21 protein-coding genes and 1 pseudogene are annotated in these 24566 nt (G+C 44.9%); 21 read left to right on the top strand and 1 reads right to left on the bottom strand.

The window, feature by feature from the left end; translation table 11 throughout:
* Positions 1–60: 60 nt before the first annotated feature.
* From FYJ45_RS13740 to FYJ45_RS13825, 19 genes and pseudogenes are all read left to right on the top strand, one after another.
* Positions 61–1305: pseudogene (locus tag FYJ45_RS13740) on the top strand (relaxase/mobilization nuclease domain-containing protein); the annotation flags it as partial.
* Positions 1306–1386: 81 nt separating this feature from the next.
* Positions 1387–2073: a response regulator transcription factor gene (locus FYJ45_RS13745; RefSeq protein WP_154465092.1), complete on the top strand. Its 687-nt coding sequence runs from the start codon at positions 1387–1389 to the stop codon at positions 2071–2073.
* A complete protein-coding gene (locus FYJ45_RS13750) occupies positions 2073–3104 on the top strand; it encodes a sensor histidine kinase (RefSeq protein WP_154465094.1) in 1032 nt (343 codons plus the stop codon). The genes FYJ45_RS13745 and FYJ45_RS13750 overlap by 1 nt, the downstream gene beginning before the upstream one ends.
* Positions 3105–3232: 128 nt before the next feature.
* Positions 3233–3493, top strand: a complete 261-nt coding sequence (locus FYJ45_RS13755; RefSeq protein WP_154465096.1) for a hypothetical protein — start codon at positions 3233–3235, stop codon at positions 3491–3493.
* A gap of 244 nt (positions 3494–3737) precedes the next feature.
* Complete coding sequence (locus FYJ45_RS13760; RefSeq protein ID WP_195841810.1) at positions 3738–5534, top strand: FtsX-like permease family protein; 1797 nt, start codon at positions 3738–3740, stop codon at positions 5532–5534.
* 250 nt (positions 5535–5784) lie between these two features.
* On the top strand, positions 5785–8208 hold the full coding sequence (locus tag FYJ45_RS13765) for an ABC transporter permease (protein WP_154465100.1): 2424 nt from the start codon (positions 5785–5787) through the stop codon (positions 8206–8208).
* 146 nt (positions 8209–8354) lie between these two features.
* Positions 8355–9020, top strand: a complete 666-nt coding sequence (locus tag FYJ45_RS13770; protein WP_154465102.1) for an ABC transporter ATP-binding protein — start codon at positions 8355–8357, stop codon at positions 9018–9020.
* A gap of 14 nt (positions 9021–9034) precedes the next feature.
* Positions 9035–11419, top strand: coding sequence for an ABC transporter permease (locus FYJ45_RS13775; protein ID WP_154465104.1), 2385 nt, complete (start codon positions 9035–9037; stop codon positions 11417–11419).
* A gap of 77 nt (positions 11420–11496) precedes the next feature.
* Positions 11497–13881 (top strand): FtsX-like permease family protein, encoded by a 2385-nt coding sequence (locus FYJ45_RS13780; protein ID WP_154465106.1) that lies wholly within the window; start codon positions 11497–11499, stop codon positions 13879–13881.
* Positions 13882–14013: 132 nt separating this feature from the next.
* Positions 14014–14337 carry a PadR family transcriptional regulator gene (locus FYJ45_RS13785; protein ID WP_154465108.1) on the top strand — a complete coding sequence of 108 codons (324 nt, stop codon included), beginning with the start codon at positions 14014–14016 and terminating at the stop codon, positions 14335–14337.
* Complete coding sequence (locus tag FYJ45_RS13790; protein ID WP_235930802.1) at positions 14334–14750, top strand: DUF2812 domain-containing protein; 417 nt, start codon at positions 14334–14336, stop codon at positions 14748–14750. The genes FYJ45_RS13785 and FYJ45_RS13790 overlap by 4 nt, the downstream gene beginning before the upstream one ends.
* 116 nt (positions 14751–14866) lie before the next feature.
* Positions 14867–15277 carry an ester cyclase gene (locus tag FYJ45_RS13795; RefSeq protein WP_154465109.1) on the top strand — a complete coding sequence of 137 codons (411 nt, stop codon included), beginning with the start codon at positions 14867–14869 and terminating at the stop codon, positions 15275–15277.
* Positions 15278–15289: 12 nt separating this feature from the next.
* Positions 15290–15466 (top strand): hypothetical protein, encoded by a 177-nt coding sequence (locus FYJ45_RS29590; protein ID WP_195841811.1) that lies wholly within the window; start codon positions 15290–15292, stop codon positions 15464–15466.
* A gap of 21 nt (positions 15467–15487) precedes the next feature.
* Positions 15488–15904 carry a DUF523 domain-containing protein gene (locus tag FYJ45_RS13800; protein ID WP_154465111.1) on the top strand — a complete coding sequence of 139 codons (417 nt, stop codon included), beginning with the start codon at positions 15488–15490 and terminating at the stop codon, positions 15902–15904.
* Positions 15905–16042: 138 nt separating this feature from the next.
* Positions 16043–16711: a response regulator transcription factor gene (locus FYJ45_RS13805; protein WP_154465113.1), complete on the top strand. Its 669-nt coding sequence runs from the start codon at positions 16043–16045 to the stop codon at positions 16709–16711.
* Positions 16708–17721, top strand: coding sequence for a sensor histidine kinase (locus FYJ45_RS13810; protein WP_154465115.1), 1014 nt, complete (start codon positions 16708–16710; stop codon positions 17719–17721). The genes FYJ45_RS13805 and FYJ45_RS13810 overlap by 4 nt, the downstream gene beginning before the upstream one ends.
* Positions 17722–17822: 101 nt before the next feature.
* Entirely contained in the window at positions 17823–18590 is a 768-nt protein-coding gene (locus FYJ45_RS13815; RefSeq protein ID WP_154465117.1) for an ABC transporter ATP-binding protein, read from the top strand.
* Entirely contained in the window at positions 18577–20817 is a 2241-nt protein-coding gene (locus FYJ45_RS13820) for an ABC transporter permease (protein WP_330588664.1), read from the top strand. The genes FYJ45_RS13815 and FYJ45_RS13820 overlap by 14 nt, the downstream gene beginning before the upstream one ends.
* A 14-nt stretch (positions 20818–20831) precedes the next feature.
* Positions 20832–22796, top strand: a complete 1965-nt coding sequence (locus tag FYJ45_RS13825; RefSeq protein ID WP_321170236.1) for an ABC transporter permease — start codon at positions 20832–20834, stop codon at positions 22794–22796.
* A gap of 329 nt (positions 22797–23125) precedes the next feature.
* Here FYJ45_RS13825 and FYJ45_RS13830 read toward each other — a convergent pair whose 3' ends face one another.
* Complete coding sequence (locus tag FYJ45_RS13830) at positions 23126–23320, bottom strand: hypothetical protein (RefSeq protein ID WP_154465119.1); 195 nt, start codon at positions 23318–23320, stop codon at positions 23126–23128.
* Positions 23321–23356: 36 nt separating this feature from the next.
* On the opposite strand from FYJ45_RS13830, the gene FYJ45_RS13835 reads away from it, so the two are divergent.
* Positions 23357–23782 (top strand): RNA polymerase sigma factor, encoded by a 426-nt coding sequence (locus FYJ45_RS13835; RefSeq protein WP_154465121.1) that lies wholly within the window; start codon positions 23357–23359, stop codon positions 23780–23782.
* A 536-nt stretch (positions 23783–24318) separates the two neighbouring features.
* Positions 24319–24549: a helix-turn-helix domain-containing protein gene (locus FYJ45_RS13845; protein ID WP_002571063.1), complete on the top strand. Its 231-nt coding sequence runs from the start codon at positions 24319–24321 to the stop codon at positions 24547–24549.
* Positions 24550–24566 lie beyond the last annotated feature (17 nt).

Here is a 24566-nt window from a genome sequence, read left to right on the forward strand (position 1 = left end):
ACTTATTTCAACGATAGGCACAAAGAGTTCAGAGAAAATATTTTGAGAGGAGGACTTTTTATGGCAACCACAAGAATCATGCCGCTTCATGCCGGAAAAGGCCGCACAGAAAGTCGGGCGATCAGTGACATCATCGACTATGTGGCCAACCCAAAGAAAACAGATAACGGCAGGCTCATTACCGGCTATGCGTGTGACAGCCGGACTGCGGATGCCGAGTTCCTTCTGGCAAAGCGGCAGTACCTTGCCGCGACCGGACGAGTGCGAGGTGCGGATGATGTGATTGCCTATCATGTGCGCCAGTCCTTCCGCCCCGGCGAGATCGCCCCGGAAGAAGCCAACCGGCTGGGCGTAGAATTTGCAAAGCGTTTTACCAAGGGCAATCATGCCTTTGTGGTCTGCACTCATATAGATAAGTCGCATATTCATAATCACATTATCTGGTCATCGGTCAGCTTAGAATATGACCGGAAATTCCGAAACTTTTGGGGCAGCACCAAGGCAGTTCGCAGGTTAAGTGACACCATCTACATTGAAAACGGACTGTCTATTGTGGATAATCCGAAACCTCACGGAAAGAGCTATAACAAATGGCTGGGAGATCAGGCAAAGCCCTCTCACCGAGAGCTGCTTCGTGTGGCGATTGACAACGCATTATCACAAAGCCCTGCTGATTTTGAGGAACTGCTGAAGCTGCTGCAAGACTCTGGCTGTGAGGTATCAAAACGAGGGAAATCGTATCGCCTGAAGCTCTCCGGTTGGGAAAAAGCAGCCCGCATGGACAGCCTGGGCGAAGGATATAGTTTGGAGGATTTGCAGGCAGTTCTCTCCGGGAAGAAAGCGCATACCCCACGAAAGAAAGTGGTCGCACAGGCAGAGCAGCCGAAGGTCAATCTGCTGGTGGACATTCAGGCAAAATTACAGGCAGGAAAAGGTGCCGGCTATGCTCGATGGGCTAAGGTTTTCAATCTCAAACAAATGGCGCAGACCATGAATTACCTGTCTGAGAATAACCTGCTGGAGTATGCGGTTTTGGAAGAAAAGGCTGCGGTTGCTACGGCACATCACAATGAGCTTTCGGCGCAGATCAAAGCGGCTGAAAAGCGCATGGCAGAGATCGCTGTCCTGCGTACCCACATCGTAAATTATGCCAAGACCCGTGAGGTCTATGTGGCATACCGGAAGGCTGGCTACTCTAAGAAATTCCGGGAGGAGCATGAGGAAGAAATCCTGCTCCACCAGGCTGCCAAGAATGCCTTTGACGAGATGGGCGTCAAGAAGCTGCCAAAGGTCAAAGAGTTGCGATTTTTAGATTTAGGACATTTCTGTAACATTTGGTGTTTATCCTATCAGTATAGTTGAAAAATAAGGAAGGAAGTGAATGTCTTGAAGAAGATTCTAATTGTAGAGGACGATCAGCTGTTGAATCGGACCTTGGCATATAATCTGACCTCTGATGGATATGAGGTCATTTCGGTTTTTAATTTTGACAGCGCGGTAAGAAAGCTGCGGGAAAATGAATTTGATGTGGCACTGTTGGATATTAACCTCCCCGATGGCAGCGGACTGGATCTGTGCGAAGAAATCCGGAATCGCGGTCAGCATACCTATATCATCTTTATCACAGCCAATGATAAGGAGAGCGATATGCTCAAGGGATATGAAGTCGGTGGCGCGGATTATGTGACCAAACCATTTTCTGTGACGGTGCTTTGTAAAAAAGTGGCGGCGGTTTTTGCAAATCTGGAACTGCGGACACCCCGGCATGATCTGTTTGATGATGGCTTTCTGAAAATCGACTTCTCAGAACAAAGTGCGTCCCTTGCCGGAGAATCCCTGGACTTTACACCGAAGGAATACCGCACCCTGTTCCTGTTCGTAAAGAACCCCCGGATTATTCTGACCAAGCGGCAGATTTTAGAGAAACTGTGGGACATTGATGGAGACTTTGTGGATGAGCATACTCTGACGACGATCATCAGCCGTATCCGCAAAAAAATCGAAACAGACGAGAGGAAATATATTAAGACAGCTTATGGAATGGGTTATCAGTGGATCGGTGGTGAGCCTTGATGAAGCTGCAAAATTTATCTGTCAGGGCATTTTTGAGAAAAATTGTGGCGGGGACTCTGCTCACTGCCGCTTTGCTGCTGTTGATTTTTTTCCTGTTGACGAAAGATGTGCGTGTTGTCATCTGCGGCATTATTTTGACAGCTGCATTTTTCATTTGGGGCACGGTTTTTCTGCACTATTTTCAAAAGAAACTTTCTCTGTTCACTGATGGTTTGTGCCAGACATTGGATCACATGATGGACAGTACAGACCGGCCCCAGGTAGACTATGAAGCGGAAACACTGCTGTCCCGGATCAGCCACCGTTTGCAACGGCTCTACAATGTGATGCAGAAAACCAGACATACGGCGGAGGTGGAAAAGGAAGAACTGCAATCCCTGGTATCGGATATTTCCCACCAGACCAAAACTCCCATCGCAAATTTGAAGCTAATCAACGATACCATGCTGACAAGACCATTGACAGAAGAAAAGCGCAGGGAGTTTTTGCAGGCCACGGGCACGCAGCTGGACAAACTGGATTTTCTCATTCAGGGAATGGTGAAAACTTCCCGTCTGGAAACGGGTGTCATTACGCTGGAGAAACAGGATGCTGCGATCGGGGATACACTGGTGAGCGCCATCAATGGTGTTCTGGCTCCGATGGAACAAAAAGAGATCAGCCTGTCGGTGGACTGCCCATCTGATCTGACAATATCCCATGACAGCCGCTGGACTTCCGAAGCATTGTTTAACATTCTGGATAATGCGGTAAAGTACACCTCTGTCGGTGGCAGCATCCAGGTGAGGGTACGGGATTGGGAGATGTATTTGAGGATAGATGTGACAGATACAGGCAGAGGCATCCCGGAGCATTCTCAGGGCACGATCTTCAAACGCTTCTATCGGGATGAAGCGGTGCATGATATAGATGGGGTCGGAATCGGCTTATACCTTGCCCGTGAGATTATTACCATGCAGGGCGGCTATATTACCGTCGAGTCTAAAGTTGGGGAAGGATCAACTTTTTCCGTGTTCCTGCCCATAAAATAATTCTGAGGCAGTCTGTTTTGGCAGGCTGCCTTTTTTGAAAAATTTTTAGAGGACAATGGATTTTAGGACAATTCTGCAACATTTGGGATTTATGCTGACAGCAACATCATGAAATTGTAGGAGGCCTTATGGAAATCACAAAGACATTACTCATCAATACAGCTTGCTTGCTGATCCCGCCGGTCGTTGTTGTTCTGCTGCTCCGGCACTTCTTTCCAAGAAAAATCAGATGGTCGGCTGGTGTGGTGGCTCTGGTAGATCTGGTGATCTTCTGGACAGATATTTTTTATTATGAGAGCGTTTGGCTGACGTTGTTTTTTGCTGTAATTCAGTTAGCAATGGTTTTGTTTATGTCTATCCGGCTTTATAAAAAAGATACACGAAAATGAATTGTCCTACCATGTATGAAATTTTTTGGCCGCTGTAACATTTCGCGGACATTTGGGTTTTACCATGACCTTATCAACAAAGCAAGCGCATACATGAATGAAGCAACGCAATAGAAAAAGCTGCTTGTTCAACAAGAAAATGAATTGTCCTAAAATTGAAGCAATTCACCCTTAAACTGTTGTGCCTTTGGGATATTTCTGCAACATTTGGGGGTTAGGATAACAGCGAAAGGAGTGAATGGCTATGACATTACCATTTGAAAATGATACTCGAACCATTACAAAAAAGCTGGAAAAAAACAGCTTAAAAGCAGATAAAAGCAGAAACATCCTCATTATCATTACGATTGCCTTAGCTACCTGCTTGATAATGACAACGACCTTGTATTTTTTTGCTTCGCAGCGAAAATCATTAAATGATGCGGCTGGGCGTTATCAAGCAATTATCAATGAAGTCGATAATGATACCATTACGAAATTAGTAAATGACGATAGGGTTCAAGTGGGTGTAAGTCATTTATTGGGTTTAGTATCTTATGGGGACTACAAATTAACCGTTCGTTCAATGGATGAAACACTAATGAAATTAGCAAAATATCCTGATTTAGAGGGAGAATTGCCCAAATCTATAAATGAAATTGCTATCACAAAAGCGTTTCTTGATAGAGCTGGATTGTCTAAATCCATAGGCGATACTATATCGTTAAATCTGGGAGATGGAGAAAAAGATTATACCTTATGTGGTATTTTGCCTGTCGAAAATTCAAATTACTCCGTATTCGTGTCGCAATCCTATATTAAAAACAAGATCAGCGAACCGGCATACTCCGCTTATATCCGTTTGAATGAATCTGATGGTTGGTCTAAGGCTGCTATACAAGCTGAATTATCAACATTGTGCAGAGAATTGGAAATACAACCGGAGCAGATGCAGTTTTCAACATATTACTTTTCTCTCATTGAACAGAGAAGCAGTCAATATATCACTGTAATAGCATTTATCAGTCTTATTATCGCTTTGGCTTGTACCCTTGTTATTTACAGTCTGTTCTATGTGTCCATAGCCAGAAAAACAAAAGAATATGGAAAACTGCGGACAATAGGGGCAACTGGAAAACAGATGAAAAGAATCGTTTTTAGAGAGGGATTTCATCTTTCCAGAATTGGTATTCCGATTGGAATATTAGCCGGTGCAATAGCGGGATATGTCCTTGTCCCGCAAGGCTGGAACACTTTAATGGTATTTGTAATTGCCGCTGTCACAGCTCTGTTTGTGTATCTATGCGTTATGATTGCTGTAATTAAGCCAGCCAAAATTGCTGCTCATGTTACACCTATTGAAGCAGTCCGTTATATGGCGGGCAATAATGATGTGATGTCCAACAGTACAAAAGTGTTACATCGTTCTCTATCTGCGAAAAACTTAGCTTTCCTTAATTTTGCAAGGAACAGAAAGAAAACCGCGTTAACGATCCTGTCGTTAGGGGTATGTGGAATTTTGCTGATGGCAAGCTCTGCATATTTTAATTCCATTGATCCTTTAGCGATGGCGCGTAGGAGTTTTCCTTACGGAGAAATTCGCCTTGAATTAGGCGATTACGGCCCGCAGGCACATAACAGTGAACAATATTCAGAACTCCAAAAATTGAATCTGCTTACAGAAGATTTTAGAGAATCCATTTTGGACATAGATGGTGTGGAAGAAATAAAAGAATACCAAGGCACCGTTTTGAATGTTCGTATGCCAACGGGAGATATTGAACCGATTGTTTCAGACGCATATACGCCAAGCTCTCAAAAATTGCTTGAAGAATATTTGATTGATGGTACAGCAGATTTGCAGGAACTACTTAATAATAATGGCATTATTATTGAAAATGGCCCACAGTGGAAAGAAACTTTTGGGTGGGATGCAGTGATTGGGGACAAACTTCTGATTGAAGTTGGCGGACAAACATTGGAAGTAAAAGTAATGGGAATTGTGGACGCTAATATCCCGTATGGCGGATATGATAGGGTATCTTCTCTGCACAATCTTTAGTGCAATGAGTATCTTTGGAAAAGTAAGCTATCATTTTCCGACCGCTGAAATGTTCAGTTATTTTATACTGCTGCTTGCCGTCCAAATGCTTTTCTCGTATTTGGCAATCCGGCAGATAAAAAAACAATCTCTGGTAGATCAAATACGGGAATTGTCCTAAAATTGAAGCAATTTCTCCTAAACAGTTGAGCCTTTGGGATATTTCTGCAACATTTGGGGGTTAGGATAACAGCGAAAGGAGTGAAGGACCATGACATTACCATTTGAAAATGATACTCGAACCATTACAAAAAAGCTGGCAAAAAACAGCTTAAAGTCCGGGAAAATGAGAAATATTTTGATTATCCTGACGATTTCACTTTCCGTTGCGTTGATGTCCGGATTGGCGCTGTATATTGCTTCCATGCAGACTGCAAATAGTTGGCAGTTGGAGAATTTGCAGCAGGTATTTTTTTATGATATTACAGAGCAGCAATGTGACACCCTCCGGCAAGACAGTCGGATTTCAGAAATGAGGGTGACAAAATACGGCAAGCGTTCTGAAATAGAAAATTATGTGATCTGGCCGATGTATATAGAACAATCCGAGGGCAAAATCCAAAGTGCTGAAATTTCAGAGGGACAATATCCTATGGCTGAAAATGAGGTTGCCGTTGATGTTTCTTACTTAGATGGGATTGGTGAAAATCTAAAAATTGGCGACACAGTTTCCTTTTCTTTTTATGACGGGACGCAAGAATCTTTTGTGCTTTCCGGCCTTACAGATACCGGCTCCACTTCTGATGTGTACCCGGTCTATTTCTCTGAACGGTATGCAGAACGGGGAAGCCAGTTGAAAGATACTTTATTTGTAGCTGCCGCACAGATTCAGGATGCCAAAAGTATGACAGCAGATGAATTTCTCGATACCATTCATGCAATCGGAGCTGATTGTAATATTGACCGTCCAAGTATCGGAGAAAACAGTGCGTTTGTCCAGTCCTTGACCTTTAATCCGAAAAATATGCTGATTGCCCTTTGTATCGGGCTTGTAGTGCTGTTCGCCGGCGTGATCGTGATATACAGTATTTTCTATATCTCTATCATTAACCGTATTCAGTATTTTGGGCAGTTGAGAACAATCGGAACTACGGGCAAACAGATAAAACGGATCGTAAAACGAGAGGGGACTTTACTGTTTTGCATAGGCGCACCATTGGGGTTAGCCATCGGCTCAATTTTTGCAGGGATTCTCAATGCCGAGGGATGGTCATGGAAGAACTTTCTCATTTGGGGCGGCTTGATTATTTTGGTGGAGTACATTGCTGTTTTGTATTCCATCAGTAAGCCTGCGAAAATTGCAGGTAAGGTATCGCCTATTGAGGCATATAGGACAAAAGGCTCATTACAGAACTGCAAGACACCTAAGCACTTGTCCAGAAAAATTACACCTTGTTCAATGGCAAAAATGAACACCTCCCGCAATAGAAAAAAGTTTCTGATGACTTCTTTCTCTCTGGCGATCAGCGGCATAATCTTTATGGTTGGCTCTACCTTTTTAACCTCCTTTAATCAGGAAGCATACGCCCGAAACGGAATCATGGAGTATGGAGAAATTCGGATTTATTTATCCGAAAATGCAGCACAAGTAAATGAAATGGGGTATGCAGGAGTACAAGTCAACAATCCGCTTAATGAGACTTTTATGCAGGAGATTTCTCAAGTAGGCGGAGTAAACGGGATAATACCATTTGAAAAACTATATTGCACATTTGAATATAATGGCCGTCGTGACAAGGATTTTATGGTTCCATTTACAGAAGAAGAATTTACACATCTATCACAGTACATGGAAACAAGGGACAGGAATTATTCAGACATTGTAAAAAACAAAGAAATTTTTGTCTTAAAAAATGACGCAGTAGAAGAAATTTATGGTTGGAAATTTCAGCCCGGCGATACTATAAAATTTGAATGGTTTGACGGCACAGAATATCGTGAAGATGTATTTTCTGTTGGCGGTGAGATTTCTAACGAAAAAGCATACAGCGATCCAGAGTGTTTTACTGCGCTCGGCGTATCTGGTTGGTTTTTAATGCCGGATGAACTTATTCGCACCATGTTGCCAGAGGGATATAATATCAATTCAGAGGTACTTCTTTCGACAGAGTGGGACTCCAAAGAAGCAGAAATCACGCAGCAAATAAATTCCATAGTTTCCAGCTCGGATGGTCTGCAAATGCGTACTCTGAGGGATTCTATCAATAGCAAGGCAGGAATGTATAACACGCTTTTGACCTCGATTATTGGCATTAGCATTTTTATTATGATGTTCAGTCTGATTAGTCTAATCAATACGCTGGTGACAAATATTATGACCCGAAAGCAGGAATTGTCTGTTTTACAGTCTATTGGTATGACAAAGCGGCAGCTTAATCACATGGTACAATGGGAAGCGGGATTGATTGCCGTGTGGAACATCATTATTACCTTGTTAGCCGGTGGATTTTTAGGGCTTATGCTGATTCGTGGGTTGAACAGCATAGGAATGAGCTATCTGCATTGGGTTTATCCGATTTGGTTTGCACTTTTCTATGCAGTTATCGTCCTTATCATGCCAGCGGTTATAACAAAGGCGGCAATTTATCTCCTTCAGAAAAAGTCTATTGTGGAGAGATTGCGGGAAATCGAATAGATAGTTTGAAACTACTCGTTCAATAAGAAAATGAATTGTCCTAAAATTGAAGCAATTCACCATGGATTTTTATAGCGTTTAGGACAATTCTGCAACATTTGCCCTTTACCCTATACTCAACAAATTAAGAAAGGCAGGTAACTGTTATGAAAATTTTGCAGACAACGGATCTTAAAAAATACTACGGCACAGAGCCGAACATTACCCGCGCCCTGGATGGCGTGAACTTCTCTGTGGAGGAGGGCGAATTTGTGGCGGTGGTCGGTACTTCCGGCTCCGGTAAGTCCACCCTGCTTCACATGATGGGCGGTTTGGATACCCCCACTTCCGGCAGCGTGATGGTGCGGGATAAGGAGCTGGCGAAGATGAACGATGAGCAGCTTACCATCTTCCGCCGCCGCAATATCGGATTTATTTTCCAGAACTATAATCTGGTGCCGATCCTAAATGTTCATGAAAACATCGCCCTGCCGGTGGAACTGGATGGGGATACGGTGGATCAGAAATTCATGGCGGATGTGGTGTCCATGCTGGGTCTGGAGGATAAGCTGAAGAATATGCCAAACAACCTCTCCGGCGGCCAGCAGCAGCGTGTGGCGATTGCCCGCGCTCTGGTGTCAAAGCCCGCGATCGTCCTGGCTGATGAACCCACCGGAAACTTAGACAGCCGGACCAGCGCCGATGTGCTGGGGCTTTTGCAGAGAACAAGCCGTGAATTTAACCAGACGCTGGTGATGATTACACATAATGATGCCATTGCCCAGCTTGCAGACCGTATCGTGCGGATCGAGGATGGCAGAATCGTTGGATAAAGGAGGTGGTAGACATGACATTGCCTTTTGAAAATGACACAGGGCCGGTTATTAAAAAATTAGCGGCAAGGAGTATTCAGACGGACAAGCGGCGCAACCTGTTTGTGATCGTAACGATTACTTTGGCAGCCGCTTTGATGGCAGCGGTTTTCTGCGCAGGAGCTGGAAGCGACAGAAAACTGGAGGCGGACCTGCGGGGACAGTATCAGGCGGTTGTGGTGAATTGTGACCGTGATACGATTGAAAAACTGAAAGACTGCCCGGAAGTGGAACGCTGGGGCCTTTCCCAGAATTATGGTTCCGCCCGCTATGGTGACAGCGTTCTGACTGTGGAGTATGCGGATGCCAACTGGATGGAATTAGGAAAGAAGCCTTCCTTTACCGGGACGCTTCCGCAGGCTGCCAATGAAATTCTGGTAGAACGGGCCTTTCTCGATTATTTTGAAATCCCGGCAGAAGTCGGGCAGACCATAGAAGTGAATCTTGGAAACGGAAAGCAGACCTATACCGTCAGCGGTATCATGGATGTGGAGAATGACTCCCGTATGTTCCAGCTTTATGTATCCGAGGCATTTGTGGAGGAGATGGCACAGGGAGAGCCTCTGTTTGAATTCCGGCTTCGTTATACCGGCGCTGATGATATGGAGTCAGAACAGCTCAAGGCGGATATTGCCAAATTCCTTTCCGCAAACGATGTCTCAGAGGATCAGATTTTTTACAGCTCCAACTATTTCGATATGCAGGGATTTCAGACAGGCGTGATGAAATATTACATTCCCGTGGCGATCCTTTTGCTGATCGCCTGTGCCGTGGTCATTTACAGTATCTTTTTCATTTCCGTAAAGGGCAAAATGCGGGAATATGGACGCCTGAAGGTGATCGGCACAACGCCGAAACAGATCCGGCGGATCGTGCGGCGGGAGGGATTGCTGTTATCTCTTTGCGGTATCCCGCTGGGGCTTTTGGTTGGAGGGGCTGTCGGGTTTGCCATTTTCCCGGCACATTGGAGCTGGATGGGAAATCTGCCCTATCTGGCTGCGACCGCAGCAGCCTGCGCCCTGACAGTATTTCTGTCCATTCATGCGCCTGTCCGCATGGCGGCGAGGGTATCCCCCATCGAAGCGGTCCGCTCCAGTGGTTATGAAACTGCAACAGACCGTAAAGATCAGAAAAACCACCGCATTACGCCGTTCTCCATGGCACAGATGAACTTTCGGCGCAGCAGGAAAAAGACGGTCATCACGCTGGTATCTCTGGGGCTGACGGGTGTGTTTCTGGTAACAGCCGCTACGGTTCTCAACTCCATCAGTCCCGAAAAGATGGCGGTAGAAGCCATGGGGGATCACTGCAACTATGAGGTCAGCTGGATGGATTCGGGAGGCGCGGAAGGAGTGCCTGCCATCGCACGAGAAAATCCATTGACAGAAGAACTTCGTCAAAAGCTTCTTGCCATAGATGGCGTGGAATCTATCACAAGCCATGAAGTGACATCCGCAACGGTGAAATTCCCTCAGGAAAGTGTTGCATTAAAGTTCCCGGTGTTTGACAGAGAGCAGATGGAACAGTGGCTGCCGGAGGAAAATCTGGAACAGGGCAGTGCAGATTATGAGGAGCTTGCCGCAAACAACGGTGTGGTCGTGACTGATTCGGAAGACCACCTTTTAAGTATGTTTTATGGCTATACGCCTGCTGTTGGGGATGTGCTGACCTTTGAATCCATGGACGGTAAAGCCATAGAAGCAACGGTCATGGGGATTGCGAAACCGTCAGTGACATCAGGCACCGGCGCATGGGGGATGTTTACCCTAACGGAAGAACTGGCCGATCAGCTCTACCCGGACATTGAGAACAGGGAGGCCGTTTGGAATGTCCATACATCGGAGGACTCGGATGCGCTCAGGGCGTCGATTTTCAGCCTGCTGGAAGATCCGGTTCTGACGGTCTTTTCCAGAGCAGACCATGCGGCCTCTCTGGAATCGCAGCTGAAAATAATGACTCGCGGCGTTTATCTGCTGCTGGCGTTCCTGTTTGTGTTCTCCATGGTAAATCTGGTCAACACTCTGATGACCAATCTGCTGGCAAGGCAGCAGGAGCTTGGGATTTTGCAGTCTGTGGGCATGACCGGAAAGCAGGTTTCCCGTATGCTGATCGCAGAATGCCTGTGGTACGCAGGGGTTACGGTATTTTTGTCGGTTGGCATTGGAGGAATCCTGGGCTGGATTTTTGACTGTGTGATCAGCAGTTTTAATATTTTCGGGGAACTGTCCTATCAATTCCCTTTGATGGAAACGGTTGTTTTTATTCTGGCACTTTTGGTTGTGACCGGAATCTTCTCTGTGGTTGCGGTCCGTTACTCGAAACGGCTTTCCCTTGTGGAGCGGATCAAGACCATGGACTAACCAGAGGCGGCGGCTTCCGATATGAAGCCGCCGCTTTGCTGACAGCAGGAATATAAGACTTAAAGGAGATGATCAAAATGACAGTACCATTTGAGAATGATACGGGAAATATTGTCAGGAAGCTGGCAAAGAAAAGTTTGCAAAGCGAGAAGCGCCGAAATCTCATGGTAGTGATCGCCGTTGCGCTGGCATCCTGTCTGATCTGTTTTTCGATTGTGATGGCTTTGTCTGCCCGGCAGATAGAGAAAAATCATGTGGAGGATACCTATGAGGCGGTCTATACCAGGATTACCGAGGAAGATGTGTCCACCCTGAAGGGGCTGGATGACTTCTCAAGGGTAGGAGAGTATTATATGCTGGCTATGGAACCTGCCCAGCAGGGATACAATGCCTCCTACATTTATTGTGATGAGGAAACGATGTATATTGCCCGTGACCAGATGAAGCTTTTGGAGGGCCGCCTGCCCCAAAAGGAGGATGAGGTGGTGGTGAGCCGTTATTTCCTTTCCAATTACGGTGCAGACGCCGGGATTGGTGAAAAGGTTATGTTAAGCAGCGAGAGCTTTCACGGAGAATATACGGTGACTGGTATTCTGGAAGGTTATAAGGAAAAAGAGGTAAATGGCTGTTCCATCCTTCTTTCCAAAGAAGCCCTGAAGGGATGGAGCGGCTATGACCCCGCTGATTATCGTGCCTATGTGCATTTTAAGAATGAGCATCAGATGGATGAAACCCAGCTGACTGCCCGCAGCCGGGAGATTGCCAAGGAATATCAGCTGGAAATGCCGATCATGAACCTCAGCTATATGAAATTCTATAAGCAGCCGGTGAATGTCAGTATGCTTGCGCTGGTTGCCGGAATCGCAGTCTTGGTCATCATCGGAGGGTATGTTGTGATACAAAGTATCTTCCGAATCTCGATCAATGACAAGATCCAAAGCTATGGACAGCTGCGGACTATCGGCACAACGCCAAAGCAGATCCGGCGTATTGTCAAAAAGGAAGGCCGTTTCTTAGGATGGGCTGGCATCGGAATCGGTATTTTGCTGGGATGTGCAGCCGGGTTTGCGCTGTTTTCCCGTGGGTTTCATCTGCCGTTTTATGCTGCTGCGATTGTTTTGACTGCGCTGCTTGGCAGGTTTATGGTATCCATTGCGATCCGCAGACCGGTAAAGATTGCCGCCGGTATCTCTCCGATTGAAGCAGTCCGCTTTACCGGCAGTCAGAGCGGAAAGACCCACACCCATAAGAAGAATATGCGGTTAAATCCCCTCTCCATGGGAATTGCAAATTTCAGGCGTGACCGCAAAAAGACCATCAGCATCGTGGCTTCCCTGAGTCTGGGTGGGGTGATCCTTTTGGTGACAGCCTCTATTCTTCTGGTTCGTTCGCCGGAGCGGATCGCAAGGCAGTTTTTCCCGGATGGGGATTATAAAATCTATATGCACTCTGAAAAAACAGAATATGAGGTAATGTCGGAGGGAAATCCTTTGAATGAAGCGCTTCGGCAGGAGGTGCTGGCCGTAGATGGCGTAACAGATGTGATCGAGAATCGTCAGGCGGTTCATGTGCGGTTTGAAAATGAGGAGAGTTCTTCAGGCGGAATGTGCGATCTGTTGAGTGACCAAAACAGGGATAATATGGAAACGGCGCTTGTGTCGGGGACCTTGCCTCAAGATTCCCATAGTATCGCACTTGATATGAACTATGCAGAAGATATGATCGGCGTGGAGGTAGGATCGGTTATCAAACTTTCCATCGGGGATCAGATAATTCCTGTCACCGTTTCCGGTCTGCTTGCGAACGGTAAACTGCAAAATGGTCACGGTGCTCTGGCATTGGACAGCACCTGCATGGTTGCGACCAAAGAGCTGTTTCAGGAAGCAATGCCCATGATCGATTGCTTTGATTATTCCTGGAGCATTGTCAGCGATCCCCAAAAGGCAGAGCAGATTGAAAACAGTCTGAGCGCGATCATTTCTTCCAATCCCGACATTGAACTGGATACCATTGGGATACATAAGGAGTATGAGGAAATGGAAAACCGGGTTGTTTTTGGAGGGTTTCAGGCGCTGTCGTGGCTGGTATTCCTCTTTGGCGTGGTCAACCTCATCAATACCACCCTCTCCAACCAGATGTCCAGAAAGAGGGAAAACAGTGTCTTTCGTGCCATTGGTCTGACCAGAAAACAGCTTTGTCAAATGACTGTCTATGAGGGAATTTGCTATGCGTTTTCTGCTGCATTGGCAACTCTGGCAGCCGGTCTCCCGATTGCAGTGATCGCTGCCCGAAAATTCAGTGAAATGACTTTCCATGGAGTCATCATGCCATATTCCTTCCCCTTCCTGCAAATGGGGCTGTTCGTTCTGGTGCTGTTTGGTCTGGAGGTAATCCTATCCTTCTGGACAATGCGCAGACAGAAAAATCAATCGCTGGTGGAAGAAATGCGGGCGATGGAATAACCATATAGGATCGGCGGGGTGGCGTGTGCTGCCCCGCTTTTTAAGTTTGCTGTTATATTTTGGATCGTTATTGACTTCTATTACGGTTAGTGATACATTTATTACAGTAACCGTAATAAGGAGGCGGGTGTTATGCGAGACAATGCGAAAGGTGGTGCGCTCACAGAGGTGACATTCTTTATTTTGCTCTCCCTTTATACCCCGAAACATGGATATGCTGTCATGCAATTTATTGAAGATAGTACAAAAGGGCGGCTCACGCTGGGAGCAGGTACTTTATATGGTGCTTTGAACTCGTTGCAGGAAAAAGGCTGGATTGAACCTTTTGGAGATAGTGCGGGACGGAAAAAAGAATATCTCATTACAACACAAGGAAAAGAAATTGCAGAAAAGGAACTGATAAGGCTCAATGAACTTGTAGGCGTGGCTAATGGAATTATTGGAGGTACAGTATGAGCAAAAAGTATTATCGTTTCTTTGGCGGTTTGTTGACGGCCCAGGAACATTGGCTGAATAAAATGTCTGAAAAGGGCTATCGTCTGATTCGGGCGGAAAAAATGTTGTATGAATTTGAGGCGTGTAAACCGGATCAGGTAAAATACTGTGTGGAGTTTATCGGGCAAAAATCGAAGGCCGACGCATCCGATTATCATGAGTTTTTAGAGGGAATGGGTTACAAAGTATTTTATAAAAACATCAACCTGAACTACTCTGTTGGTAAAGTGCGTTGGCGGCCATGGGCTGAAAAAGGCGGACGCATAGCAACAAATGTCACGACCTTTAACCGGGAACTGTTGATCGTAGAAAAAGATAATGACGGTAAGCCGTTTGAACAGGTGTATAAGTCAGTGTGCTTCCCTGGTTTGTAAGCAGATTATTATTGAAAAAAGAACCCTGCCACTTATTCAATAATGTATCGTAGATTATGAGTGAAAGTGATTTGTAAAATTACCCTGTAATTCAAAAATGGAGGATTAGAATATAAATGGGAAACAAACAAATTGTAAAGTATTTCTATGAAGCAGTTGTATCAAAAAACTTATTGCAAGAACTCCAACAGTATATATCACAAGACTGTCTCCTTAATATTGGTAATGAAAAAACGCCATTGGGATTAGAAGGTATGAGAGAACATCTTGTTGCTATAAAAAAGACATACCCGGATTATACGATAAAAATATTACGACAATTTGCTGAGGGTGATTATGTAATCTCCGAATTTATTATGGAAGGTACGCATGAGGGAGAATGGATAGGAATAAAACCGACACATAAAAAGCTGGTATTTACAGGTGTTGATATTGACAAAGTAATAAACGGAAAAATAGTGGAACATGGAGGCTCTGTTAATACATTTGAAACTTTGCTTGAGCATGATTTAATTAGACCCGTATAAGGAGATAAAAATATGATGTATCGGACAGAATTAGTAGAAGAAATTACCGTGGAAAATGTGACGGTGAAAATCAATGAAAAAATAGAAGAAATGGAAAAGGAAAGCTATCGTCTCGTCACAATGTCTTTTTTAGGAATGGAAAGAGCAGTATTGGTTTTCAAAATTATCACGGGTTGGATAAGCAAATAATTAGAATTTGAGGTGATAAATATGAAGGTATTGGTTAGTGCCTGTATTATGGGAGTGAACTGTAAATATAATGGGAAAAACAACAAAAATATAGCGGCTGTCAATTTCTTAAAAGATAAAGAAGTTATTTCTATTTGCCCGGAAATATTAGCAGGGATGAAAACACCAAGACCATGCGCAGAAATTGTGGATGGGAGGGTAGTTGATGAAAACGGAACAGATGTTAGTTTAGAATATGATAAAGCAGTATCTGTTGCATTATCGGAAATTCAGAATGAAGAGATTGATTTAGTTATATTACAATCCAGAAGTCCCACCTGTGGTGTTAATCAGATATATGATGGCAGTTTCACTGGAAAGTTGATTTCTGGAATGGGCTTGTTTGCAAAAGCATTAAAACAAAAAGGATATCATGTTATTGATGTTGAAGAAATATAGGTTTAGTATTTCTCATTCGTTGATAGGCGAAGTTCTTAATGCATTAAGGTTGCATTTATATATTTGCCTGATGTAAAGGTCAATGGAGAGCATGAGAAACTACATTATATGATGTTCTTTTTCTTCACGGAGGCTGATATGAAAGAAAAAATATTGATAATAGAAGATGAACCGTTAATACGGAATGAATTGAAAACGCTGCTGCAAAGCAACGGCTATGAAACGGCGGCTCCGGAAGATTTTTCTGATGTGATCGACCGAATCAAAGCCGAACAGCCGCACCTGATTTTGCTGGACATCAAGCTGCCCGGAGAGAGTGGTTTTGCTTTATGCTCTAAAATCCGTACCTTCTCCGAACTGCCAATCATCTTTGTGACAAGCTGCAACACGGATATGGATGAACTGAATAGCATCATGCTGGGTGGAGATGCTTTTATCACGAAGCCATATAACACGGCGATTCTGCTTGCAAAAATCGCTTCCCTACTGAAAAAAGCATACCCCGCACAGCAAAGGGAACAGATTGTTTATGGAGATGCAGTGCTACATCTGGAATCCAGCAGTCTGGACTATCATGGACAGAGCGTAGAACTTACCAAGAATGAATTGAAAATTCTATATTACCTTTTCAAGAACGGAGGAAAAATCTGTTCTCGCGCAGATATGATTGAGTATTTGTGGGACAATCAGTTATATGTGGATGACAATGCTTTGAGCGTCAATATCAACCGCATCCGGGAGAAGCTGTCGGGCATCGGTCTGACAGATTTTATTAAGACAAAGCACAGACAAGGGTACACGATATGAACAGCAGACGATATTGGAAAAACAGGCTGCCATTTCTGCTGACGAACTTTGTTTGTATGGCTGCACTCACTGTATTTCTTCTGGTGTGCGGCAATTCGGTTTCCGCAGTAGTATTGCTCCTGATCGTATGGGCATTGATTTTGCTGTCTGGACTTGTCCTTACTTACTGGAAACGGAAACGGCAGATGAAAAAACTTCTGGATATGGCGGAGCAGCTTTCCGAAAGATACCTCATTTCCGAAGTGATGGAACTGCCGGAACAGGCCGAGGATCAGGTTTACTATCAGCTTTTGAAAATGGCCGGAAAATCCATGTTGGAGCAGATTGGAGAGGTCGAGCGGGAACGCCTGGAGTACAAGGAATACATTGAACAATGGATTCACGAAATCAAAACGCCCATTACTGCCATGAAACTCCTATGTGAAAACCATCGGACGGACTGGACAAAGGAACTTCTGTTGGAGCTGGAAAAGACCAACCGCTTTACCGAACAGGCTCTTTATTACGCTCGCAGCGAACATACAGAGAAAGATTATTCTGTCCGGGAAATGGCGCTGTCCCAAGTGGTACATCAGGCGATTGCAGATAACAAATATCTGCTGCTCCAAAGTGGTATGCGCCTGGAAGTGGAGGAAATGCAGGACACGGTTTATTCAGATGAAAAGTGGGTGCGTTTTATCCTAAATCAACTGATTGCCAATGCGGTCAAGTATTGTACTGAACAGCCGGTTCTCCGCATTTCTACTCATAAACGGCAGGATCAGGTTGTCCTTGTCGTGGAGGATAATGGAATCGGGATTGCTGCGTCCGATCTGCCCCGCATTTTTGAAAAGGGCTTTACCGGTCAGAATGGTCGTATGGTCCAGCAGTCCACGGGGATTGGTCTGTATCTGTGCAAACGGCTTTGTGAAAAGCTGGGCATTGGCATTGCAGCAGAGTCGTCGGAATATGGCACAGCCGTTTCCCTTTCTTTTCACATCAACTGTCTGATTCATGAAGTGCAGGACTGAAAAGCGTTCTGCACTTCTTACATTTTTGTTAGAACTTTGTAAGAAAACTTGATACAAACGAAACCGCTCTTATCTTACAATAGAGACAAGAGGTGATAACAATGAAAGAAATTTTGAAACTGGATCATATCCAAAAATATTACGGAAATGGCGGGAATGTTACAAAAGCCATTCAGGACATCAGCTTTTCCGTTCAAGAGGGAGAATTTGTAGGGCTCATGGGAGCATCCGGTTCCGGCAAGACTACCTTGCTCAACTGCATTTCTACCATTGATACCGTCAGTGCGGGGCATATCTATCTGGATGGGACCGATGTGACAGAAATCAACGAAAAACAGATTGCCCGGTTTCGCCGGGAAAATCTTGGATTTGTGTTCCAGGATTTTAACCTGCTGGACACGCTGACCATTTCGGAAAACATAGCTCTGGCGCTGACCATCAACAAGGTTCCCGCAGGCGAGATTGATGGGCGGGTGCGGGAAATGGCCGGAAAGCTGAATATCACGGATATTCTGGACAAATACCCCTATCAGGTGTCCGGCGGCCAGAAGCAGCGGTGCGCCTGTGCCAGAGCTATTATCAACCAGCCTAAGCTGATCTTGGCGGACGAACCTACCGGCGCGTTAGACAGTCACTCCTCCCAGATGCTGCTTTCTACGATTCAGAGTATCAACGAAGAGCTGGGGGCCACGATCCTGATGGTGACCCACGACGCTTTCTCGGCAAGCTATGCCAATCGTATTCTCTTTTTGAGGGACGGGACAATCTTTACAGAGATTCTCAAAGGCAGTGATTCCCGCAGGACTTTCTTTGAAAAAATCCTGGATGTCCTCACCATGATGGGAGGGGGCATGAATGATGTACGCTAAACTTGTTTTTAAAAATGCGAAGCGGTCTGTAAAGGACTATTTGATCTACATCGTGACCATGACACTCTGTGTCACCTTGTTTTATGCGTTTTTGTCTATCACCAGCAGCTACTATCATCCGAATATCGGCGCTGAATATAACATTTCCCTGCTGGCTGGAGGGATGAAACTGGCGATTTGCGGAATCAGTCTGCTTCTGTTGTTCCTGATTCACTATGTCAATCGTTTCATGCTGAGAAAAAAACAGAAGGAGTTTGCGGTTGAGGCAACATTGGGAATGGAACAAAGAACCATAGGGATGCTCTTTTTTAGCGAGACCTTTTTTTTGCTTATATTCTCTGTAGCGGTGGGTATCCTTCTGGGAATGATTGTTTCCCAGGTCATTACGGCTATGCTGCTTGTATCTTTTGGGAAACCGTACACCTTTTCCTGGTCATTTTTCCCGGATACCGTTCTGCTGACAATCGGATTTTTTACCTTTTGTCAGATTCTAATTGGGATTGGAAATGTCAGAATTCTCAATAAAAGCAGGATTATCGAGCTTATGACGGCAAACCGTCAGAATGAAAAGCCTCTTCATAAAAGCAGATGGATGCCGATGATCTGTCTGTTCTATGGCGTCCTGCTATTATGGATGCTGGAAGTGGGCATTGTAAAATATCATTTTTATTTTGATTCCAGACACCCGCTTCCGGTAAAACTCATGTATTGGGGGAATATCCTTTTTCCTGCACTGACACTGCTGTGGGGAATAACAGGTGCTTTTCGACACAAAAAAATAGGATTTTCCAGATACCTTTGCGGGCTTTTGGCTGGTGCAGTATTGACCGCTATACCGACTTTTTCCATCGCAAAGCTGGAAAACACCTATTTTCTGGGATTTGATGCCCCAACCCTGAACCAATATTTGATGTTTGGAGTTGCGGATATTTTGTTTATCATTGCCGCAGTTATTTATTTATCGAATGCAGCGCTCCTATACTGGAAAGAATCTAAAGTGTCTCACAAATATCACAATACAAATTTATTTCTGTTTGGACAGCTTTCGTCTAAGCTTGCTACCAATACAAAAACGATGACTGTAATTTGTGTGACATTGACCTTCTCTATCTGTCTGTTTGTCATTGCACCGATTTTAACAGGATGGAGTCTTGGCTATCTGGACAGTCGTGCTGTCTATGATATTCAAATTTCAAGCCGCTACAACGATGTTTATGACCTGGAAAATCTTCCGGATACAAATTATTGGGAAATTACCGACTTCATAGAGGAAAACAAGATTTCGATAAAGAATGATTTGACTTTTTCAGAGTATCTTCCGAAACGGGACTCCTTTCACCAGCGGGTAAAGTACGATTTTCCTCCCTTGGCAATTTCGCTGTCAGATTATAACGCCGTTCGGGAAATGTTGGGATATGAGCCAATCATCCTAAAATCAGATGAATTTGCCACGCACTGGCATCGTGCAACGGAGGACAAGGATATTGAAAAATTCATCGCTGCTCACACTGTGCTGGAAACTGATGCTGGCACACTAAAACTTAGTGAAAACGCAGTATTTCAAGAGCCTGTGGGGGAATCCATCTACAATCTTTATACGGATGTGGTGTATATTGTGCCTGACCAGGCAGCGCAAGCCTTGCTTCCGGTTCAGACCAACCGGTTTGTGATGACCCAATCTCCACTTCCATTTAAAGCGGCAGAAGCGCTGGAGCAGCTCCTTGTGCGTTCTTACCCAGAGGACCCCGGTAAAGACAATCTGCCAAGTTATAGTACAACAATCCATACCACGGAGGTAAACCGCACAATCGCCCTGAACTTTATCCTGAAAGCGTCCTTGATCTACAGTGCAATCGTTCTGGTGGTGATGTGTCTTACCGTGCTGGCTCTCCAACAGCTCTTGGATGCAGAAAAATATCATTATAGGTTTTCGGTTCTGCGAAAAATGGGAGTGGAAGAGAAAGAACTTCATACTTTGGCTCTAAAGCAGCTTGGTGTTTGGTTTGGGCTGCCGATCACATCGGCAATCGTTGTAGCAATGGTTGTGCTTGGCTATTTTCTGCAAAGTGCTTCTGTTGAAATTTCTACTTATATCGGCATTGGAGCCTTGATGCGGCAAATAGGTATCATTGTCGGGATTTTCGCCTTGCTTCTGAGCTGCTATTTTCTCAGTACATGGCTGCTGTTCCAGCGTTCGATTCGCAGCAGTTCCGATAGCGTAAGGTGATGGGAGGAAGATGTGTGTACGGGAAGTTAGCCATTCAAAATATCCGCAGAAGCCTGCGGGATTATATCATTTACTTTGTGACGCTTACCTTGACTGCGGCATTGATGTACTCATTTTTGGCATTAGGCTTTTCATCAGATGTTCTTGCTATGGCAGAAAATATGTCGATGCTGACTACTGGAATTCTGCTTATGTCAGCTCTGGTTGCTTTTATGTCCTCGTTTGTGGTCGGTTATGCGATCCGCTTTATGCTGGGACGACGGAAAAAGGAATTTGCAACCTACGAACTGATTGGCATGGAAGCAAAGACAGTACGTAATTTGTTCCTTGCTGAAAACAGTATCATCGGTACAGGGGCCTTTCTGCTTGGTTCTTTGGTTGGCACAGGGCTTTCCGGTTTGCTAAATCAGGTGGTAAAAAATATCTTTGAGGTGCCGCATACCTATCAGGTTTCTTTTTCTCTCCAGGCATGGACAGTAACATTTTTGTTTTTTGCCTTGATGTATGGCTTGGGGATGCTCCGAGCGGCAAAGATTATCCGGCATCAGAAAGTGATCGATCTGCTGTATGATAACCGCAAGAATGAAGAATACCGTTTCAAATCATGCAGTCGTAGTCTTCTGGTAGTATTGCTTTCAATCGCTGCAATGGTTACAGGCGTGATTTTGCTTGGGCGGATGCTTCAGACACAAACCAATGAAGCATTTTTGTACCTTGGCGGAGCTTGCTTGCTCATTCTGGTGGGTGTTTACGAGCTGCATCGCCAGATTCCGCTTTTGCTGCACCGATTTGCAAAACAAAATTTGCGCCATAAGTACAAAGAAGAAAATCTGTTCTTCCTGGGGCAGATTGGGCGGCGCATCCATTCTGCTGGCCGGACAATGGCTGTGGTGGCGATCCTTTTGACCATATCTTTGGCAACCATGTTTGTGGGGCTTACCATGGGGGCAGGCTACAAAGCCAATATGAAAGCCTATTATCCCTATGATGCAGGCGTGGCGATTGATGCACCTTTGAAAAAATCCAGCATGGATTCCATCGTTTCCTTTACGGAGGAGCATTGTGAAGTCGAGGATTCTGTGATCTATTATCTGTATGTGGTTCCTGAAAAATCAATCGAAGCCTTGTCCTTGTCCGATTATAACCACCTGCGTGAAATCCTGGGGCTTTCTCCTATTGTCATGGGCAACAACGAATTTTTGGTTCATTGTGATACATGGAACTATATGGACGGAATCCGGCAGGGCTTGGAGCAACAGCCGGAGATCACATTAAATGGTCGGACCTTGACCGTTGCGGAAACACCGATCCTGACAGAGCCGATGGAGCAGTATCAAATGGCCGGAACGAAGGGATATGTGCTTGTTCTGCCGGATGAAGCAGCTTCACAATTAGTCGGAGAAAAAATCCGTCTGGCGATGAAACTGGAAGATGGCGGATACCCGGAATTAAAAAGCGACTTGAAACAATTCCTGAACAGTGGGAAATGGCAGCCGGAATTGCAGTCCGGTCAGCAGCTCCCGGAAAAAGTAACGATGGGTGTTACAGTAAAGGCGTGGGGTATTGCCAATTCGCTGACTGGATTTACAGCGATTTCATTCTGCGGATTGTATTTAAGCATTATTTTTATCATCCTATCCTGCTCGGTTCTTGCATTTGAGCAGCTTTCTGCCATAGACAAAAACCAGAAGAATTATGCGGTCATTGACCGTTTGGGTGTACCGGGTCATAGGCAGGCTTCCCTAATCCGTAGGGAACTGTCCACAGTCTTTTTGATCCCACTGCTATTCCCTCTTTTACTAACGGTTTTGCTGATAGCAGGGGCGCAGTTCTTTTTTGGAGAGGCAATTTTGCAGCAGGGGCTTGTACCCCTTTATGGCCTGGTGACGATCCTGCTATTCTGTGCAATCTACCTGACCTATTTTGGTGCAACGATGTTCTTGTTCAAACGGGTTATTCTTCGACCTGAAATGAGATAAAAATTGAATTGCTACAAAAATGAAGCAATTCAGCCTGTTTTCTTGCTGAAAAAGAAAGCGGTTAGGAGATTTCTGTAACATTTGGTCTTTATCATAGAATCAAAAGTAAGATAGAAAATGTGATTAAATCTGCCGAACGACGGCAAAAGAAAAAAAGCCGTCGTACAGCAGACACATTTCTATGCACCTATGAAGTGGCAGCTTTGAGAAATCAGAGCCGCCGTTTCTTTTTGTTTTTCCGACGATGCTCATGCGATTAAGAGGGCGGTACACAGGAGGATACCGCTATGGCAATTATCGTCATTCATAGCACCCATGAGCTTCATCAATTAAAAAAAGTCTTGTCCCTCCTCCGGGGAGGTATGGCTATCTATCAGCATTATCGTTCCATCTAAATCAGAAGAATAGTAGGTATTTTTGTCGCGCCAGTTTCCCATTGCGGAGAGCTGGCGCTTTTTATTGTCGATTTTTCGGGAAAGCTCCCGAAGTATGTCGCTGCCGATCCCCGCCTCATTTCGATTCACTCGTCAATCGCCCATGAATCGAAATGGAGGTACATAATGAAGAAAGTCAATCTTAGGGAGTTGTATCCTGATATATACAAAACGGATGTTTTTATAGAAGTAAGCAGTGAAGTACAAGAGGTATTCCTGACAGATAAGCGAGCAGAAGCTGCACGCCAGCGCCAGATGTATAACTACAAAGCGTACTATTCTTTGGACTGTGATAATGGTATAGAAAAAGAGGTAGTGTATCAGCCGCCGACACCAGAAATACTCTTAGAGGAAAAGCAGCTTCGAGAGCAGCTTTATGCTGCGGTGATGGCCTTACCGGAGAAGCAGGCAAAGAGGATTTATGCTCGGTTTTATCTGGGTATGACAGTTAAAGAAATTGCCAAGACAGAAGGCGTTGATCTCAGTAGAGTGTATGACAGCATCCAACGCGGTTTGAAATGGCTGGCTAAAAATTTGAAAAAGTTTGATTAGCATAGCGAAAATATTGCTCTTTTTTTCATTACTATTAAAAGGACAAGTTTCCCCCTTCAACAGCACTTTGACAATTTCATATACAGCATAACAGGTACATAACCCGTGTACGAGCGAGTGTGGAACGTCGCGAAGATGGAGCAGTCAGGGAGGTGATGAACAAAGCTGCTTAGGAGCGATCTACGATTCCACAAAACGGATGGTGGCAGATCCGGCGCGAGGATTGCACGGGGGCTTAAAGATACTTCCTCACGGCCTCCTAAAGACTTGGGGGAAACCCTGCGGCGCACGAGTAAAACGACGCTGCGGAGTTATGACAACCGCGCCAGCGGAGACCTGCTATGTTCCCATCGTCAGGGTTGCGTGGCAAATATGGCGAGAATTGAGTCATATTAAAATAGGAAGCGATTACTCTCTTTGGTGGCCGTTTTCTATTCAAAATCAGATACCATGCGCTGGCAGTTTCGGCTGCCAGCGTATTCATGTGATTTTGAAAGCACGATGATAACCTTGACAGATTGGAGGGAATATAGTCTATGGAAAAACTCATTACACGAAAAGAAGCTGCTGAAATCTTAGGAATCAGCATAGCAACGCTGGATGCCGCCCGTAACAACGGCTTGATCTCTTATGTGCAGTATGTTCAGAATGGCTGTGTGTATTTTACTGCGGCAGGTCTCCAGGAGTATATCGCAAAATGCACGCACAGAGCAAAGCCAGTTGAGAGAAGCACAACTTACCGTAAGCCTCGAAGCGGAAGATCGTGAGCCGGTCCGTATCCTTG

Origin of the sequence: Eisenbergiella porci (assembly GCF_009696275.1) — a bacterium.
In the GTDB taxonomy this organism is placed as follows: domain Bacteria; phylum Bacillota; class Clostridia; order Lachnospirales; family Lachnospiraceae; genus Eisenbergiella; species Eisenbergiella porci.